The 13,923-nt window shown below is 63.5% G+C and carries 9 protein-coding genes and 1 pseudogene; 3 read left to right on the top strand and 7 right to left on the bottom strand.

The genetic code is table 11. From position 1 onward, the window contains the following. Positions 1–145: 145 nt before the first annotated feature. The gene (locus tag ACMGF5_RS11210) at positions 146–1,837 is read right to left on the bottom strand and encodes a flavin monoamine oxidase family protein (RefSeq protein WP_115273423.1); all 1,692 of its coding nucleotides are present in this window, start codon (positions 1,835–1,837) and stop codon (positions 146–148) included. A gap of 209 nt (positions 1,838–2,046) precedes the next feature. On the opposite strand from ACMGF5_RS11210, the gene ACMGF5_RS11205 reads away from it, so the two are divergent. The 3 genes from ACMGF5_RS11205 to ACMGF5_RS11195 all read left to right on the top strand — a co-directional run bounded on the left by ACMGF5_RS11205 (position 2,047) and on the right by ACMGF5_RS11195 (position 4,914). Continuing rightward, positions 2,047–2,538, top strand: a complete 492-nt coding sequence (locus ACMGF5_RS11205; RefSeq protein ID WP_115273422.1) for a hypothetical protein — start codon at positions 2,047–2,049, stop codon at positions 2,536–2,538. Between the two features lie 78 nt (positions 2,539–2,616). Beyond that, the gene (locus ACMGF5_RS11200; RefSeq protein WP_414157784.1) at positions 2,617–4,023 is read left to right on the top strand and encodes an adenosylmethionine--8-amino-7-oxononanoate transaminase; all 1,407 of its coding nucleotides are present in this window, start codon (positions 2,617–2,619) and stop codon (positions 4,021–4,023) included. Positions 4,024–4,194: 171 nt separating this feature from the next. Continuing rightward, positions 4,195–4,914, top strand: coding sequence for a 16S rRNA (uracil(1498)-N(3))-methyltransferase (locus ACMGF5_RS11195; protein ID WP_046785030.1), 720 nt, complete (start codon positions 4,195–4,197; stop codon positions 4,912–4,914). Here ACMGF5_RS11195 and trhA read toward each other — a convergent pair. The 6 genes and pseudogenes from trhA to pilH form a co-directional block, all read right to left on the bottom strand. Next, positions 4,911–5,528, bottom strand: a complete 618-nt coding sequence (trhA, locus tag ACMGF5_RS11190; protein WP_161871010.1) for a PAQR family membrane homeostasis protein TrhA — start codon at positions 5,526–5,528, stop codon at positions 4,911–4,913. The genes ACMGF5_RS11195 and trhA overlap by 4 nt on opposite strands. A gap of 57 nt (positions 5,529–5,585) precedes the next feature. Further along, positions 5,586–6,047: a chemotaxis protein CheW gene (locus tag ACMGF5_RS11185; protein WP_204919447.1), complete on the bottom strand. Its 462-nt coding sequence runs from the start codon at positions 6,045–6,047 to the stop codon at positions 5,586–5,588. Beyond that, positions 6,040–10,922: pseudogene (locus ACMGF5_RS11180) on the bottom strand (Hpt domain-containing protein). The gene ACMGF5_RS11185 and the pseudogene ACMGF5_RS11180 overlap by 8 nt, the downstream one beginning before the upstream one ends. A gap of 9 nt (positions 10,923–10,931) precedes the next feature. Then, entirely contained in the window at positions 10,932–12,956 is a 2,025-nt protein-coding gene (locus ACMGF5_RS11175) for a methyl-accepting chemotaxis protein (protein WP_239539541.1), read from the bottom strand. A gap of 47 nt (positions 12,957–13,003) precedes the next feature. Continuing rightward, positions 13,004–13,558, bottom strand: coding sequence for a chemotaxis protein CheW (locus tag ACMGF5_RS11170; RefSeq protein ID WP_046785027.1), 555 nt, complete (start codon positions 13,556–13,558; stop codon positions 13,004–13,006). Further along, positions 13,555–13,920 carry a twitching motility response regulator PilH gene (gene pilH, locus ACMGF5_RS11165; RefSeq protein ID WP_012312415.1) on the bottom strand — a complete coding sequence of 122 codons (366 nt, stop codon included), beginning with the start codon at positions 13,918–13,920 and terminating at the stop codon, positions 13,555–13,557. Before pilH ends, ACMGF5_RS11170 begins: the two co-directional genes overlap by 4 nt. Positions 13,921–13,923: the final 3 nt, after the last annotated feature.

Raw genomic sequence — 13,923 nt, 5'->3', positions numbered from 1 at the left:
AAAAAATTGCTTTGGATTATCGACAAATCCGATAGTAATTGTCCGAGTTGGCTATTAAGGAAACATTAACGATAGCGGGTAATTCCAGGTTGTCAGCCCTGGCCCTGCCGTCCGCTTGACGGTGACAGGGCCAGGCGATCACCCATCAGCCAGCCTTGGCCTGGGAGTGGGTAACGGCCTGTGTTTCAGGCTCCGATTTGGCTGGGGCCTTTTTTGCCTCGACAGGCGCCGGAGCAGCCTTGGCTTCGGGCTTGCCAGCGCTGCCGAACAGCCGCGAGAAGAAACCAGGCTTGTCCACCCGCGCCTCCTCGGCCTTCACCGGCTCGGCTTTGGCAGGTGCCTTTTCGGCGTTGTCTTCTTTGTCGGATGACCCACCAAACATGTTGGAGAAGAACCCACCTTTGTCCTTCTGCGACCCAGCAGTTGCCGCTACCGGGGCAGCTTTTACAGGGTCGAACGACTTGCCGGCCAGCAGGTCCTGCACCTGGCTGGCGGCACGCTGGCCACTGCGCAGGGCACCTTCGAGGGTGCCTGGGTACAGCGCGTCGGTGTGCTCACCGGCAAATGCAATGCGTTGCACCGGGCGCTCCCACAGGCGCCAGTACTTGCTGATCTGCCCGGGGCCAAAAGCCAGGTAAGCACCGCCAGTCCCGGCGTCGGCGCTGTAGCGCTTGACCTCATAACCGGTGAACGCGCCACGGGCCTTTGGATAGAAGGCATGCAGGCGGATCAATACCTGGTCGACCATCTGTTTGTCACCGAAGGCCTGTAGCAGACGGGCGTTGTCACCCGACAGGTTGATCACCACGTTGGCGCCACCTTTGAGTGCTGGCTCGATCCATAGCATGCCAAGGCCTGCGTTGCTGAAGATTTCGCCAGACATGCGCGCGCGGCTTTCCCAGACTGGCTGCTTGAATTTGAGCAGCAGCTGATCGCGCCAACCATAGTTGGTGCCCCTCAGCGCCGCGACGTGCTGGGTGTCCAGGGCCGGAGTGATCTGGATCTTGGCCAGGGCACGCAGCGGTACGGCCATGACCAGGTAATCGGCCTGGTAGCTGGCGCTGCCAACCTTGACAGTGACCCCGCTGCGGTCCTGGACGATGGAGGTGACTGGCGAGCTGGTCTTGATGGTTTTCAGCTGCTTGACGAAAGCCTGGGCCAGTACCGGGCTGCCACCAGGCAAGCGGGCGGCACGCAGGTCACGGTCGCTGACGCCGCGGTAGACACGGCTCTGCTGGGCGAAGTAAAGCAGTGAGAGACGCGACGGTTCATCGTAGCGGGTACGGATCTGCTGGTTGATCAGCTGCCGTGCAGTGCTGGGCAACTGCAGCTTGTCGAGCCAGGTGGAAACGTTCATCTGGTCGAGGGCGAACAGCGTACTGGTCGCCTGTGGCTTGAGCGGGTCATCGATCGAACGGGCCAGGTCATCGAGGGTCTTCTCGTAGCGCTTGAGGGCTTGGGCGGTAGCCGGCTGCCTGGTAGCCAGGTCGCTGGCGCTGAAGTACTCACCGTCGATCAGATACCCGGGAGTGCGTACGAACTCAGGCGCGGGCAGTGTTTCAAGCTTGAAACGCTCGAGGTACTGGTTGAGCACCGGCTGAGCCTTGCTGTTGCCGACCCACTCACTGGTGGCCAGGCCCGAACGGCCGCCCATGCCCGCCTTGGCTTCCAGCAAGGTCACCTGCCACCCCTTGCTCTGCAGCTCGTAGGCTGCAGTCAGGCCTGCCAGGCCGCCACCCACCACGATTGCCGAAGGTGTCTTGTCCTTTGCCAGCGCGGCGCCGCTGGACACACCGATTAATACCAACGCGCACAGGCGCACCCAAGCAGCAGCCATGATGGCGAACTCCGAGTTGACGTTACAGAAATGGGAAGAGGCAAAGACGCCCCGAGATGATGCGTTAAGAATACGTCAGGTATGCCGACCCTGCCACCACAGCGCCATCAAGTCCTTTTGGCAACTGGCATTTTTGTCGGTAGACGAGCCTGCTGCCCTTGCGCAACGCTGGTCCGGGTGACTGGAAAAACCGACAAAAGGAACTGCGCATGACCTATGAGGAGCATTTTGCCCACATCAAAAGGCAGCTCCTGTGGCACAAACAAACGTTACTGACGCCCTCAGGCTTGCGTATCCGCAGCAATGGCACTTCATGGGCCGGTGTTCATGAAGCCTTCAAAGGTGAAGATGGCACCGAGCTGGTGATTGGCGAGCAGAGTGAAGTGGAAATCAGCTTCAGCCAGGAAGTCGAAAGCCTACGCCTGGAATGCTACGTCGTCAGCGACCAGCATTTCGAAGATGTGACAATGCTCATGGATACCGAGGGCTTCGATTGGGACGGGATTGCCCCGACCCCGCACAATTTTTACTGGCTGACGCTTTCGGGCAGCGGATACACCGAGTTCATGCCTGGCCATTTCTGCACTCAACCCTGCTACCAGCACCTCCCCGGGCCGTTTCGACGCCTGACCATCTCCACCTCCAGAGCCGGCACCGTGCATATCCGCAAGCTCGAGTGGACCCGCACCTGTCGTCATTGACCCGCAGCGGTTGTCCTGCCTCCCGGCATTGCTTAGGCTTACGCGGTCAAACATGCCGTAACGCCAGGAGAAGTGCCAATGGGCCTCAATGATCAGTGGATGCAGCGTGACCTGAAGGTCTTGTGGCACCCCTGCACCCAGATGAAAGACCACGAGCAGCTTGCGCTGATCCCGATCAAGCGCGGGGAAGGCGTGTGGCTCGAGGACTTCGAAGGCAAGCGCTACCTGGATGCGGTCAGTAGCTGGTGGGTCAATGTGTTTGGCCACGCCAACCCGCGCATCAACCAGCGCATCAAGGACCAGGTCGACCAGCTGGAGCATGTGATCCTCGCGGGCTTCAGCCACCAGCCGGTGATCGAGCTGTCCGAGCGCCTGGTCGCGATGACGCCTGCCGGTCTGGACCGAGTGTTCTATGCGGACAATGGCTCATCGTGCATCGAAGTGGCGCTGAAAATGAGCTTCCATTACTGGCAGAACATCGGCAAGCCGGCAAAAAAGCGCTTCGTCACCCTGACCAACAGCTACCACGGCGAGACCATCGCCGCCATGTCGGTGGGCGATGTGCCGCTGTTCACCGAGACCTACAAGGCGCTGCTGCTCGATACCATCAAAGTCCCCAGCCCGGATTGCTACCTGCGCCCCGAGGGCATGGGCTGGGAAGAACATTCGCGCAACATGTTCGCAGCCATGGAACAGACCCTGGCCGAACACCACGAGACCCTCTCGGCGGTAATAATCGAGCCGTTGATCCAGGGTGCAGGCGGCATGCGCATGTACCACCCGGTCTACCTCAAGCTGCTGCGCGAGGCTTGCGACCGCTATGGCGTGCACCTGATCCACGACGAGATTGCCGTGGGCTTTGGGCGCACCGGCACGATGTTCGCTTGTGAGCAGGCTGGCATCCGCCCCGATTTCCTGTGCCTGTCCAAGGCGCTGACCGGCGGCTACCTGCCGCTGGCCGCGTGCCTGACCACCGATACCGTGTACCAGGCGTTCTACGACGACTACCCGACGCTGCGCGCGTTCCTGCATTCGCACAGCTACACCGGCAACCCGCTGGCCTGCGCGGCGGCCCTGGCGACCCTGGACATCTTCGAACAGGACAACGTCATCGAGACCAACAAGGCGTTGTCCGCACGCATGGCCAGCGCCACTGCGCACCTGGCCGATCATGCCCATGTTGCCGAAATCCGCCAGACCGGCATGGCCCTGGCGATCGAAATGGTCCAGGACAAGGCGGGTAAGGTCGCCTACCCGTGGCAGGAGCGCCGCGGCCTGAAAGTGTTCGAGCATGCCCTGACCCGCGGCGCCCTGCTGCGCCCGCTGGGCAGCGTGGTGTACTTCCTGCCGCCGTACGTGATCACGCCCGAGCAGATCGACTTCCTTGCCGAGGTGGCCAGTGAAGGCATCGATATCGCCACGCGAGACAGCGTCAGCGTGGCGGTACCGGCAAACTTCCACCCCGACTTCCGCGATCCGGGCTAACCGACCAGCAATCGCCACGCCTTGTAGGGGCGGCCTCGTGTCGCGAACGGGCTGCACAGCAGCCCCAAGGATCAGCAGCGCCGCCAAATGACCGGAGCTACTGTGCGGCCCTTTGGTGACACAAGGCCGCGCCTACAAGGACGATGTCCAACCTTCTTCCTGAGCAGAACCATGAGACTGTCCCGCTTCTTCATCGACGCCCCCCTGAGCCTCGGCGAGCACGACCTGCCCGAAGCCCAGGCCCACTATATCGGCCGCGTACTGCGCATGGCCCCCGGCGCTGCCGTGCAACTGTTCGACGGCAGCGGCCAGGAATACCTGGGCCAATTGCTCGAAGTGGGCAAGAAGACCGTGCGCGTCAGCCTCGACCAGGCCGTTGCCGGCCAGGCCGAGTCGCCATTGCACATTCATCTAGGCCAAGGCCTTTCCCGCGGCGAGCGCATGGACTGGGCCATCCAGAAGGCCACCGAACTGGGCGCCAATGAAATCACCCCGATCGTCAGCGAACGCTGCGAAGTGCGCCTCAAAGACGAGCGCGCCGACAAGCGCCTCGCCCACTGGCGCCAGGTCGCGATCAGCGCCTGCGAGCAATGCGGCCGCTCGACGCTGCCGATCATCCACCCACCGGTGACCTTGGCCGACTGGATCAAGGGCAGCGATGCTGACCTGAAACTGGTCTTGCACCCTGTCGCAGAGCCGCTGACCAGTCATGACAAACCGGCACGCCTGGCGTTCCTGATTGGCCCCGAGGGTGGTTTGAGCGATGCCGAAGTCGAACAGGCCAAGGGGGCAGGCTTCCAAGCTGCCCGTCTTGGCCCACGCGTGTTGCGCACTGAAACAGCGCCGGTGGTGGCCCTTTCGGTGGCGCAACAGCTGTGGGGCGATTTTTAACGCACGTAGAGCAATACCGCCACGAAGTGCATCAGGCTGCCAGCGATGACGAACAGGTGCCAGATGCCGTGCCAGTGGCGGAATCGGCTGTCAAATGCGAAGAAAATGATGCCCACGGTGTAAAACACACCGCCCGCCGCCAACCAGGCAAAGCCGGCGGTGCCCAGGCTTTGCAACAGCGGCTTGACCGCCACCAGCACGATCCACCCCATCACCGCATAGATGATGATCGATAGGACCCGCGCCTCCGAGCGTGGCTTGATTTCTTGCAGCATGCCGATCACCGCCAGCCCCCAGACCACCCCGAACAGGCTCCAGCCCCAAGGCCCGCGCAGGCTCACCAGGCAGAAGGGTGTGTAGCTGCCGGCGATCAGCAGGTAGATGGACAGGTGATCGAGCTTGCGCATGATCACCTTCGCCCGGCCGCGGGTGCTGTGGTAGAGGGTCGAGATGCTGTAGAGCAGCAACAGCGTGCCGCCGTAGATGGAGAAGCTGACGATCTTCCAGGGGTCGCCCTGCAGGCCTGCAGCGACGATCAGCCAGATGGCGCCGATGCAGGCCAGAACGGCACCGACCAGATGGGTCCAAGCGTTGAAGCGTTCACCGTGATACATGCAAACACAGACCTCCCAAGCACCTGCAAGGTTCAAGCTGCAAGCTTACAACTTCAGTCATTGCAACTGCGCGTCACGCACCAGCCTTTCCAGCCCAACCAAGTCTGGCACCCGTGCCACCTGCTCGCCCACCTGCACAGCCGCCAATTCCAGGCTACCCAGCGCCACATCCACATAATTGAGCTGGCTGTCGAGCTTGCACGAGCGTGGAATGTCCTGCAGCAACACCGCCAGATATCGCAGCCCGGTATCGCCCAAAGCGTTCAGCACCACGATACGCGCCCGCTCGCCGCACGGAGTTTCATCACCGCACGCTGCCTCGAAGCCGATCAGCGGCAGGTGCTGCTGGCGCCAATCGATCCACCCCAGGTGCCAGGCCGGCTCGGCACGCTGGCACACCAGGTTGCGCTGGCCGATCAGCTCGGCCACCGCCACATTGGGCAACACCAGGGTTCGGTCGCCCAAGGGCAACAGCAGGCCGGTCAGGCTGCTGCGCTGGCCTGCGATCAACTCAAGCATGGGTTTGGCTCCAATGGGCGATACTCTGCAGCAGCACCGACTCCTGATACGGCTTGCCCAGGTAGTCGTTGACGCCGATGGCCATGGCCCGGTCGCGGTGTTTCTGCCCGGTGCGCGAGGTGATCATGATGATCGGCAGGTCTTTGAGGCGCTCGTCGCGACGAATGCGGGTGGCCACTTCAAAGCCATCCATGCGCGGCATTTCGATGTCCAGCAGCAACACATCCGGGCGGTGCGCTTCCAGCAACGCCATGGCATCGACACCGTCCTTGGCCGTAAGCACGCTCATGCCATGGCGCTCCAGCAGGCGGCTGGTGACCTTGCGCACGGTCACCGAATCGTCCACCACCATCACCAGCGACGCCCGGCGCGGCGCCGGGCCGAACAGCGTGCGCTGCACCCCGCTCCCCCCGGCAGCCGCGCCAGGCGACGCTGTTGGCCGCGCAACTGGCCAAGCAGATCAAGAATCAGTACCACCCGACCATCACCGAGCAGGGTCGCGCCGGACAACCCAGGCACGGCGGCGAACTGCGGGCCAAGGCTCTTCACCACAATCTCGCGGCTCGGCGACAGGCTATCGACCTGAATGGCGAACGACTGTTCCTGCGAATGCACCAGCAACACCGGCAATGGCACGCTCTGGCCCAGAAGGCTTGGCCGTGGCAGGCCTTGCAGCAGCTCGCCCAGGTAGCGCAAATCGTATTCATGGCCAGCATAGCCATAGCGCGGCACATCCCGCTGGTAACAGAGAGCCAGCTCGGCCGGCGGCACGCGCACGATACCTTCGATGGTGTTGAGCGGGATGGCATATTGCTCCTCACCCAGGTGGACCATCACCGCACGGTTGATCGACACGGTGAACGGCAGGCGAATCAGAAAGCGCGCACCTTTGCCCTGCGCCGACTCGATACTCATCGAGCCGCCCAGTTGCTTGACCTCTTCGTGCACCACGTCCATGCCCAGCCCACGCCCGGAAATCTGGGTGATCTTCTCTGCTGTGGAAAACCCCGGGCGCAAGATGAACTGCAGTATCTCGTGGTCGCTCAGGTGTGCCTGGGGGTCCAGCAGGCCACGCTTGATCGCCTTGCGCCGCACAGCCTCCAGCGGCACGCCGGCACCGTCGTCGGTCATCTCGATGACGATATCGGCCCCCTCATGGAGCAAATTCAGCTGGATGGTGCCCAGCTCAGGCTTGCCGGCAGCCAAGCGCGCTTCACGGGTTTCAAGGCCATGATCGACAGCATTGCGCAGCATGTGCTCCAAAGGTGCAACCATACGTTCGAGCACACTGCGATCAAGCTCACCTTCGGCATTGCCGACCACCAGTTCGACCTGCTTGCCCAACTCGCTGGCCACTTGGCGCACCACCCTCTGCAGGCGCGGCACCAGGCGCTCGAACGGCACCATCAACGTAGCGGTGAGGCCTTCCTGCAACTGGCTGTTCACCCTCGCCTGCTGCTGCAGCAGGGCCTGCGCCTCCTGCGCGCGCTGGGCCAACGTCTCTTTCAGGTCAAGCAGGTCAGAAGCCGATTCGAACAACGCCCGTGACAATTGCTGCAACTGGGAATGGCGGTCCATTTCCAGCGGGTCGAAGTCCTCGTAGGCGTCACCTTCGAACGGCTGACGGCTGCTGATTCGCCCTTGGGTTTCCATATCCAGGCGCAGCAACTGGTCGCGCATGCGCTCCAGGGTGGTTTCCATCTCGCTCAAGGCGAACTGGGCGTCATTGACCTGTTGCTCGATACGCCCACGGATGACCGAGTGCTCACCCGCCAGGTTGCCCAGGTCATCGAGCAGTTCGGCGTCCACCTTGACCAGGTCACCGGGGGCCCGCTCCGGCGTAGCGGCAGGTGCGTCGGCAGGTGCAGCCCCGGCCGGGGCCTGCCCGGCAGCGCTGTCGGTCAGGGCGGCGCTGCTGAAGTTGCGGATGTAGTCGATCAACGCGGTAGCCGCATGCAGCGGCTGCCCCAGGCGCACAGCGTCAAGCATGTGCGCCAGGCGGTCATGGCAGTTCTGCAACAGAGCGAACAACGGGGCACCAGGCGGCAAGCGCCCGGCAGCCAGCAGTTCGTACAAGAACTCCAGTTCGTGGGCCAGGTCGCCGATGGCGGCGATTTCCACCATGCGCGCCCCGCCCTTGAGCGTGTGCAAATCACGCAGCAGGTTGTCCACCTCGGCGCTGTTGCGCGGGTCGGCCTGCCAACGCGCAAGCGCGGCGGCGGCACTTTCAACAATGTCAGAGCTTTCTTCGAGGAAGACTTCAAGCAGCTCCTTGTCGCCCGGGTTTTCGGCCTCTTCGGCCAACGCCGGGGGACCATCAAGGCGCGTGACCGACCCGGGTGCCACCAGGCCGGTAGCATCGGGTGCCAGTGCGTCGTCCAGCAAGCCACGCAAGCCGTCGATGCAGGCTGGGCGGGCGGACGGTTCCTGGCCGGCAGCGATCTCGTCGAGCATGTCGAGAAGTACCCCATGGGCTTGCCGTGCCTGGGCGAAGAAGCGTTCATCAGCAGCAAGGCTGCCCTCTTCCACCGCGCCATACAGGTCCAGCAACGCTTCGCAGACATCGTCCATCTGCCTCAGGTCGGCCAGGTGCGCACCGTGACAGAGGGTGGTCAGCTCATCGAGCAAGCTGTCCAGCGACTGGCGTTGCCCAGGCTGCTCCTGCCAGCGCGACAACAGGGCCTCGGCATCCAGCAGAATGTCCATCGACTGGGCGAGGAAGCTGGCGATCACCTGTGGATCACGCTTGCCCCGGCGCCCATGCTGCGGCTCCTCATGCAAGCTGGCCAAGCGCATGTCCACGGCCTCACCGACCTGCTCGATCAACTGCGCCGCGCCCGGAATGGGAGCCAGCGGGCTGCTGCCCAATTGCGCGAGGCCCAGGTGCAACAGTGCGCGCGCCGCTTCCAGCCATTCCAGCTCGGCCATTTGCAAAGGCAAGTGGTGGCCCCGGTATTCGCGTACCAGCCGGTCGAACGCGGTGGCCAGCTCGGCGATCGGCAAAACGCCGGCCATCGCAGCGCTACCCTTGAGGGTATGCAAGGCGCGTTGCAGGGTGTCGCTGACATCGGTGTCATGGCCCCCGGCGCCCTGCAGAAATGCCTCCAGGCTGGCCAGATGGCCCTGCGCTTCATTGCGGAATATGTCCAGCAACAGCGGATCGAGGCCATCGATTTCGGCACCTGCCGGCGAATCGTTTTCCGCCAGCGCATGCAGATGGCTCGCCAGCTGCTCGATCTCGGTCACCTGTGGCATCTGGCCGGCGGCAAAGTCAGCCAGCAGGTCGGGCAAATGAACCACGACCTGCTGCAGGGCCACCACACCCTCCGGGGCCAGCGCCATACGCCCTTCCAGAACCCGGTTGAGCAGGTGCTCACCGCCCCAGGCCAATTCGGCAACCGCCTGGGCATGGACCATCCGGCCACTGCCTTTGAGCGTATGCAAGTCCCGGCGCACCTCCAGCAAGGCATCCCGCAGGCTGTTATCAGCGCGCCAGCGCAACCAGTGCCGCTCGATCTGTGGCAGCAGCTCGCCGGCCTCTTCAAGGAAAACCTCGCGCAACTCGTCATCAACCCCGTCGGTACTGCCGTCCTGGGCAATGACGCCAAGCGAGCATCGCACACCGAGCGCCGCCAGGCTGGCGCGCGCCCTGTCGAGGAAAGGTTGGGCATCGGCAAGAGGGTCGGCCACCCGCCATTGCAGGTAACACTCACTGGCGCTGAGGGCATCGGCCAGGTGGTCAAGCTCCTCCGGCGGCGGCTCGACGTCCAGGTGCTGCAACCAGCCGTGCACGTAACCTGCACAACCGGCCAAGACTTCGGCAGCTGCCGGCAGCATCAGCATCGCCAACGCCCCTCGCACTTGCTGCAGCAACCCCGGCAGTGGTTGCAGGCGCTGACGCGGCCAACCGGACTCCAGGCAATCTCCGATCAGGTCTTTGGCCTGCTGCAACACGTTCAGCGACTCGTTCAACACCAGTTGGCGAATCTCGGCCAGGTCCGAGCCGGGCAAGCCGCCCTGCCCGCCCTGCTCCAGCGGGCCGACCATGCCATTGAGGCTCGCCTCCACATACAACAAGGCGCCCGCCACATCCATGAGTGCGGCGTCATCCGCCACGCGTTCACCCTGGGCCAACGCCTGCAGGGCCAGTACCTGATCGATGATGACCCGCCGAGGCTGCTGAAAGCCCAGGACCGCAAGGGTATCGGCCACATGACGCAAGGGGGCCAACAGGGCGTCCAGCTGTTCGCTGTGCTGACGATCCCCGCGTACGAACTGGTCCAGACGCTCCTTGATACGCATCAGGTCGTCGCACAATGCGCTGATCACCGAACGCAGGGCGTCACGCCCAGGCCCTGCCTGAACCTGCTCACGCCAATTGCCCAGCGACAGGTCTAGATTGGCCAGGTCGTCCGAGCCTGCAAAGCGCTGCGCCGCACCACTGACCAGGCTGCCTTGAGCCAAGGGCTCTACCCCCCTGCAAGCCCGCAACTGGTTAAGCAGCGGCAGCATGACCAACGGCAAGTCATGCCGCGCTCCGCGCAGCCGCTCCAGGTACGAGGGCAGTTGCTCAAGGCCGCGGAACAGCGGGCCCAGGCAGTCGCCGCGGGGGCTGACCTGGCCCTCGGCCAAGGCCCTGGCCAGCAACTCCAGCTCTTCGGCCAGGCGCGTGGCACCGCGCAGTTCGAGCATGCGCAGGCAGCCGTGAACCTGGTGCAGGTTATCCACCACGAACGCCAGCATGGACAAATCGTCCGTCTCCCCGGCAAAGCGCTCAAGGGCCTGGCGTGCCTGGCCCAGGCAATCGAGGATGGCCGCCTTGGTCCAGGCCAGGGCGACGGTATCGTGGCGCTCGGGGCTTACTGCTGCAGCCATCATGACTCCTCAGTGCCGCTCGGCAGGTGCAGGCAGGGTGAAACCGGACACGGAGCGGCGCATCTCGCTGGCCATTCGCGCCAGGTGGCGGATACTGTCGGCGGTTGCGCCGGAGCCAGCGGAGGTCTGCGCGGTAATCTGCTGGATCACCGACATGGTGTGGGAGATCTGCCCTGCCGAAGAGGTCTGCAACTGGGCGGCGTCGGAGATGCTGTGGATAAGTTCGGCGAGGTTCTGCGACACCCCTTCGATTTCGGCCAGCGCCACCCCGGCATCCTGCGCCAGGCGCGCACCGCGCACCACCTCGGCGGTGGTCTGTTCCATGGATATCACTGCCTCGTTGGTATCGGCCTGAATGGTGCGCACCAGTGCCTCGATCTGCCGTGTCGCCGAGGACGAACGCTCAGCCAGGCGCTGGACTTCATCGGCCACCACGGCAAACCCTCGGCCGGCCTCTCCCGCCAGCGAGGCCTGGATGGCGGCATTCAATGCGAGAATGTTGGTCTGATCAGCAATGTCGTCGATAAGGCTGACAATGTCGCCGATTTCCTGGGAAGATTCACCCAGACGCTTGATCCGCTTGGCGGTGTCCTGAATCTGCTCACGGATGTTGTCCATGCCGTTGATGGTGTTATGCACCACCTCGTTGCCCTTGTTGGCGATCGCCACCGAACGCTCGGCCACCTTGGCCGATTCGTAGGCATGCGCGGAAACCCGGTCGATCGATTCGACCATGTCACCCACCGCCTCGGAAGCCTCGCTGATCTGTTCGGCCTGGTGCTCTGAAGCTTTGGCCAGCTGGCGGGCAGTGTTTTGCGTGTCCTGCACTGCGGCAGCCACTTGCTCGGCGCTGTGGTTGATGGTGGCCACCAGGTCGCGCAATTGGTCGACGGAATAGTTGATCGAGTCGGCGATGGCACCGGTGAAGTCCTCGGTCACCGACACGGTCACGGTCAGGTCACCGTCGGCGAGCTCCTCGATCTCATCGAGCAGGCGCATGATCGCCTGCTGATTGCGCTCATTCTTCTCGGCGGTTTCCTGCAGTTGACGATGGGTTGCCCGCACCATCACCAGGCCGATCAGGATGATCGAGGCCAGCGCCAGCAGCCCCAGAACATACCCGCCCACAGTATCGAGGGTACGCCCGGCTGCCAGGTTCTCGAAGCCGTTGGCAAGGTGCGAGGCTTCGTCGAGCAATGTTTGCGAGAGGCTGAAAATGTTCCCGGCCGCTTCGCGAACGCGGAACAGCTCGGGCGAGGTTTCGAGGATTTCATCGACTGAACCGGCGACGAACTGGAACAGTTCGGCGATTTCGGCCAGGCGCGCACGTGCGTCGGCATCCTCGACGCGTGTCACCTGAATCGCCGGGTTGCCCGCCAGCATGCCTTCGAGCACCTGACCAAACCGGCTGGCATCGCGGCCGAAGGCATCGGCGGCCTGGGCGGCTGCGTCGTCGCCAGCCAGCACCGTGTTGACCGACCCCAGAATGCGTTCTGCGAGCAGCAACTGGCGCTGGGCCACCACCACCTGGCTGGCCGGAGCCCCACTCTGCAGCAAGACCTCCACAACCTTCTCGTACTCGACCTGTAGCTGCGGTACGGTTTCGGCCAAGGTCGCCGCCACCTGATGCAGCGATAGCACGGTCTGCTCGCTGGCCAGGATGATATCGGTGTCCTTGCGCAGGTTTTCCCAGTCCTGGCGCACCGCTTCCATTTCATCCTTCACGGCGGCGGGCGCCGCTGGCAGGCCAGTGGACTTGTCACCTTCGCGCAGGTAGCTCCAGCGCTGCTCGAAATCGTTGCGCGCATCCGAAAGCAGCTTGAAAGCCAACGCCTTGCCGGTTGCAGCCTCGGTAGCATTCTTGGCGATGCGCTGCGACAGCACGCGCAGCTCGCCGGCATGGCCGATGTACTGTTTGTCGTGATTGGACTGGGTGTTGAGGTACGCAAAATTGGCGAACAGCAGGATGATCGAAAGGATCAGCACCACGAACAGCACAGTGATCTGAGCGATGCTGCGCGTGCGCGGGGTCATGCTGGTAGGGGCGACATTGGTGGCCGGCTTGTTCACGTTCGAATGTCCTATAGCGCCACGTCGAGAAAGCCCGGCGCCTGGGCCAGGGCGAAGGGGCTGAAGATGGCCCAGTTGCGCTCACGCGGGAAATGCCCCTGAACGAACCGTGCAGCGGCGCGAATCAGCGGCTGTGGCGGCGCAAGTTCCAGGGTATCCAGGGCAAAATGCTGCAGGCCGAGCACTTCGTCCACCAGCAGGCCGACGAACAGGTCCTCATGGTCCAGCACCAGCACGCGCCGCTGCTTGCCCGTTGCCGCGGGACCGAGGCCGAAAAAGCTGCTCAGGTCCATCACCGGCAACAACCTGCCGCGCAGGTTGGCTACCCCGCAAACCCAAGGCTGTACGCCCGGCACCCGACTGCTGCGTGGCTCGCGCGACACTTCGGCCACCTCGCCCATCGGCGCGACGAACCACTGCCCGGCAACGCGAAAGCCGATACCGCTCCATTGCTGCAGGCGCGTGTCCTGCGGCGGCTGGTCGGCAACCAGCAGTCGGCATCGCCGGTCGATGTCCAGCAACAGCTCGAAGGCGGTCAGCGACGCGCCTTGGGGGCGGGTGGTCAAGCGCCCAGCACTTCGTTGAGCTTGGCGATCAGGGCGTGCTCTTCCACCGGCTTGGTGACGAAGCCGCGCGCACCCTGGCGCTGCGCCCAGATACGGTCGGTTTCCTGGTCCTTGGTGGTAACGATGAGCACAGGAATTGCGCTGGTTTCCGGGTCCTTGCTCAATTGCCGGGTGGCCTGGAAGCCGTTCATGCCGGGCATGACGATGTCCATCAGCACCGCGTCGGGCTTTTCCTGGCGGGCCAGGGCCACAGCGTCAGCGCCGTTGTTGGCCTTGAGCACTTGGTGGCCATGCTTTTCGAGCCACTCGGTCAATCTGTACATCTCTGTCGGCGAATCGTCGACAATCAGAACTCGGGCCATGCT

It is taken from the genome of Pseudomonas sp. BNK-15 (assembly GCF_047456105.1).
Taxonomy (GTDB): Bacteria; Pseudomonadota; Gammaproteobacteria; order Pseudomonadales; family Pseudomonadaceae; genus Aquipseudomonas; species Aquipseudomonas putida_E.
Note: the sequence above shows the minus strand (reverse complement) of the source record. Positions and strands in the feature narration are given on the sequence as shown.